Annotated in this window: 5 protein-coding genes and 1 pseudogene; all 6 read left to right on the plus strand. The window is 42.7% G+C overall.

Translation table 11 applies throughout. The annotated features are described in order from the left end of the window. Window positions 1–318: pseudogene (locus B2575_RS07020) on the plus strand (peptidase C13 family protein); the annotation flags it as partial. Between the two features lie 228 nt (window positions 319–546). Continuing rightward, window positions 547–1437, plus strand: a complete 891-nt coding sequence (fghA, locus tag B2575_RS07025) for an S-formylglutathione hydrolase (protein WP_296240790.1) — start codon at window positions 547–549, stop codon at window positions 1435–1437. A 307-nt stretch (window positions 1438–1744) separates the two neighbouring features. Next, window positions 1745–2026, plus strand: coding sequence for a TIGR03643 family protein (locus tag B2575_RS07030; RefSeq protein WP_349681513.1), 282 nt, complete (start codon window positions 1745–1747; stop codon window positions 2024–2026). A 110-nt stretch (window positions 2027–2136) separates the two neighbouring features. After that, window positions 2137–2829, plus strand: a complete 693-nt coding sequence (gene rpe / locus B2575_RS07035) for a ribulose-phosphate 3-epimerase (protein WP_060491744.1) — start codon at window positions 2137–2139, stop codon at window positions 2827–2829. Window positions 2830–2949: 120 nt separating this feature from the next. After that, a complete protein-coding gene (locus B2575_RS07040; RefSeq protein ID WP_227676610.1) occupies window positions 2950–3327 on the plus strand; it encodes a hypothetical protein in 378 nt (125 codons plus the stop codon). Window positions 3328–3447: 120 nt separating this feature from the next. Then, window positions 3448–3759, plus strand: coding sequence for a hypothetical protein (locus B2575_RS07045; RefSeq protein WP_045444243.1), 312 nt, complete (start codon window positions 3448–3450; stop codon window positions 3757–3759). The last annotated feature ends 361 nt before the right edge of the window (window positions 3760–4120 follow it).

The raw sequence follows: 4120 nt of genomic DNA on the forward strand, positions 1-4120 counted from the left end.
GCTGAGATGACCTATTTTGGGCAAGCGTTTTTTGCTGAAAGCCTGCGTGGCAATACCAGTTTTGAATCTGCCTTTAAAGATGCCCGTTTGCGTGTGAATGAGCGTGAAAGTGCGATGGGTTTTGAACCATCAGAGCCGCAGATGGTGATTGGTAGCCTGATGGAGACTGCTTTGCCAGCGTTCGAACAAGTATTGTTTGATAAAACCCGACCACCAGTTGCCAGCATTATTAATGACAGTGATTCTATCGCCATTAATATCGTAGAGGATAGTGCCTCTGGTCAGCCAGTGGCTAATACTGCGATCACTGCCAATTAACAACTAACAGTAAACCCAAAACCCACAACCCAAAAATTACGATGAGCCGTATTAAGCTCGTTCAGTCTAGAATCTGTAATACTGACACTCGCTTTCCTTACTACTTTAATTCTTGTGAATGGTATAATGATTGAGTACTAAGTGAGTTTGGATAAGTACTAGTATTACTTCACCAACGCTTTTTATAAGTCATCGTGTACTTTACTTTGGATAAAAAGGATGTCGCTTATGAACAACTCTTATAAACACAGTCTATCTACCAACTCAAAAATCACGCAGATCAGCGTCAACCGCTGTTTCGATGGTGAGCAGCATTACTATAGCCATCAATCATCATCGACCAAAACGCCGATGACCTTTAGCATTTATCTGCCAGATGAAGCGCTTGCTGGTCGCCGTTGTCCTGCGATTCTATATTTATCAGGTCTCACTTGCAATGCTGATAATGTCACCCACAAAGCGCATTTTCAGCAAAAATGTAGCGAGCTTGGCATGATATTTATCGCGCCTGATACATCACCTCGAAGTAGTGATGACAGCGATGTGCCAAACGACGACCGCTATTTTGTCGGTCAGGGTGCCAGCTATTACGTCGATGCGACGCAAGCACCTTGGTCAGACAACTTTAATATGCAAAGCTACATCGTTGACGAGTTATATGACTTGTTACGCTCAGAATTTCCTATTGATAGTATCGGCGTGACAGGGCATTCGATGGGCGGTCACGGAGCATTACTATTAGGCTTTAAGTTTCCAGGCAAGTTTGTGAGTGTCTCAGCTTTATCGCCTGTGTGCGCGGCCAGTGAGTCGGCATGGGGGCAAGCTGCTTATACAGAATACTTCGGCGATGATAAATCACGATGGGCGCAGGCAGATGCTGCGCAGATGATTGAAAAATCGGGGCAGCAGTATGCAAGTATCTTGGTGGATCAAGGCGCGGCTGATAATTTTTTAGCAGAGGGTCAACTGCAAACCACCCAATTACAACGCGCTTGTGACAAAGCCAATCAGCCCTTAACCTTGCGTTATCAGGCAGGTCACGATCATAGCTACTATTTTATTCAAACGGTGATTAACGATCATATTGAACATCACTGGCGTATGGCGCAAATGAGCTAAGTCCAGTATTAGAATGATGATCTGATCGATAAATTGACAGACAGTTACGCTGATTATTTAGTCAAGCGTACTTATTGATATAAAATAGATTAATGTAAAATAGAAGTTGGTTAAGCATCTTTAAAGGTAAGGTTTTATGGCAAATAATCTGACAGCATTAGTAGTCGATGGTTTGGCTTGTAAGCAGCAAACCGTTCAGTCATCGCTTGCGACCATGCAAGCAGATATGACCGCGGCTCTAAAAAATAATCAGCATGCTGATATTAGTACTGAATCAAATGACAGACAGACACGTTCAGATGAGCTTATCGCAACTGTAGTCAATGAGTCGGGTGATAAAGTGCTAGATGACGCGCAAGTCTCACGAGTAATAGAAATGGCGTGGGAGGACAGAACACCGTTTGCGGCGATAGAGCATAGCTATGGTCTCAATGAAGCAGGCGTGATTAAGCTGATGCGCCAAACGCTAAAGCCGTCATCTTTTCGCTTATGGCGTCAGCGTGTCAGTAATCGCGCGACCAAACATCAAGCTAAGCGAGGCTTCGAGGTCGGTCGTGCTTATTGCAAAACCCAGTATAAGCAGCGCTAGTGGTTTGAGTTCTTAATATTATTGCTTTAAAGGCTCAGTTTTTTAAGCCAGTCCTTAGTTTCTTTTTATTTTATTCGTATTTTATTTCAACAGAATCAGGTAGCTTAACTATGATTATTCCTTCTAAACCTTATCTTATCGCTCCATCAATACTCTCAGCTGATTTTGCACGTCTAGGTGAAGAAGTTGAAAGGGTGTTGGAATCAGGTGCTGATGTGATTCATTTTGATGTAATGGATAACCATTATGTACCCAATCTCACCTTTGGTAGTATGATTTGTAAGGCGCTGCGTGATTATGGGATTGATGCACCAATCGATGTGCATTTGATGGTCTCACCAGTTGACGGCATGATTGAGCAGTTTTTGGAAGCAGGTGCGAGTGTTATCACTTTTCATCCAGAAGCCAGTGGGCATATTGATCGCTCTTTACAGCTGATCAAAGATGGCGGTGCTGAATGTGGTTTAGTATTGAATCCCGCAACGCCATTACATTATTTAGACTATGTGATGGACAAGGTAGATCAAATTTTATTGATGAGCGTCAACCCAGGTTTTGGCGGTCAGTCATTTATTGAAGGGACGTTAGAAAAAGTGCGCCAAGTCCGTCAGCGCATCATCACCAGTGGTCGTGATATCAGATTAGAAGTAGATGGCGGTATCAAAGCCAGTAATATCCGAGCCATTGCCGAAGCGGGTGCTGATATGTTTGTGGCAGGGTCGGCGATCTTTAGCCAAGATGACTATAAAGTGGCTATTGATGCTATGCGTGCTGAGCTGGCTTTGGCTAATGGTAACGAATAACCTCAGTCTTATGTGATTGGTAAATACGTTGATCAGTCATTTTCGTCATAAAAGAATAGTAGCAAAATGTGCTGTATAACGGATAACGATGCATAACGGCAAGTTACGTAAAGGTGAAATATGGACACAAAAAACTCAATCAATTCGTCAGAATCACCTGAGTCAGAGCAAAGCACTGAGCAGCCAATTCAGAATGAGACACAGCAACGCAGCTTGGTGCCAAAGGGTATTACTATTGGCTTGGCTGTATTTGCCTTGGTTCTAAGTCTGGCGGGTTACGGCTTTCGCCTAATGGTCGGTGATGATACTGGTGAAGTATTACGTCATGCTGCGGTCATTGTGCCTGCATTTATGTTGGGCATTCCCCTGTTTTTTTGGCTAGGTTCGAAGATACTTAACAAAGTTAAAGGCATGCATATAGAGAGCTGGAATGCCATTAGCTTGGGTTATTTAACCTCTTGTATATCGATGCTTTGGTTAATGGGTACTTACAGTTAGAGTCTTATGAGCAGAGATAAAGCTGTTTGGTAAAGAGTGCACTGCAGTATTTATGATAGGCTGTTTTTACACAATTTTTAATTATTAAGTCACGCGCTACAAGCGTGACTGGAATTTTACATGAGAATCATACCGACCAAGATTGCCAATATCATCTATCCAAAAGATCTACCCAATGGCTTATTCACCAGCTTAATTATCGCCTGTTTGCTGCTAGGGCTAGCATCATTGCGTAACGGTACTGATTTACAAGGTTGGCTCAATGTCATCGAAAACTGGCTGCTTATGCTGTTGATATTTCCGACCGCCACCGCCACTGTAGCCTTACCGTTTAAATATCGAGATCCGACATTAGAGTTAAAGCTCATGTATTATCTCGGTATGTTTGTTGCCTTCTTATTTACTGTGGCAAAATTACGCTACTGGCGCTAATACTATCAGTGATAGCACACCCAAAAAGCCTATATGTATAAGACTTATGTGACAAGCCTTGAATTTCAAGACCAAAGCGTCCATTGTATGACTAAGATAGTTTTACCCGTATTACTGTAAAACAATAATGTTGCGACGCGCGATTTTTCTTGCAAGTATTAGACGGGACAATGAGGAACCAATTCATGCCATACGATATCGATAATGATATAGAAGTAGATAACGAAAGTACGGATCAATTTGCAGGATTTGCCAAAGAGACTACCCTTGAGTTGGTAGAGGCAGAAGATGGTCGCTTATTGTTACGTGACGCGGAACAAGACGAAGCGCCGCTGATGACCATTGATTTTTCTGAAAAGCT

Source organism: Psychrobacter sp. UBA6739 (genome assembly GCF_002453835.1).
GTDB classification, from domain to species: domain Bacteria; phylum Pseudomonadota; class Gammaproteobacteria; order Pseudomonadales; family Moraxellaceae; genus Psychrobacter; species Psychrobacter immobilis_A.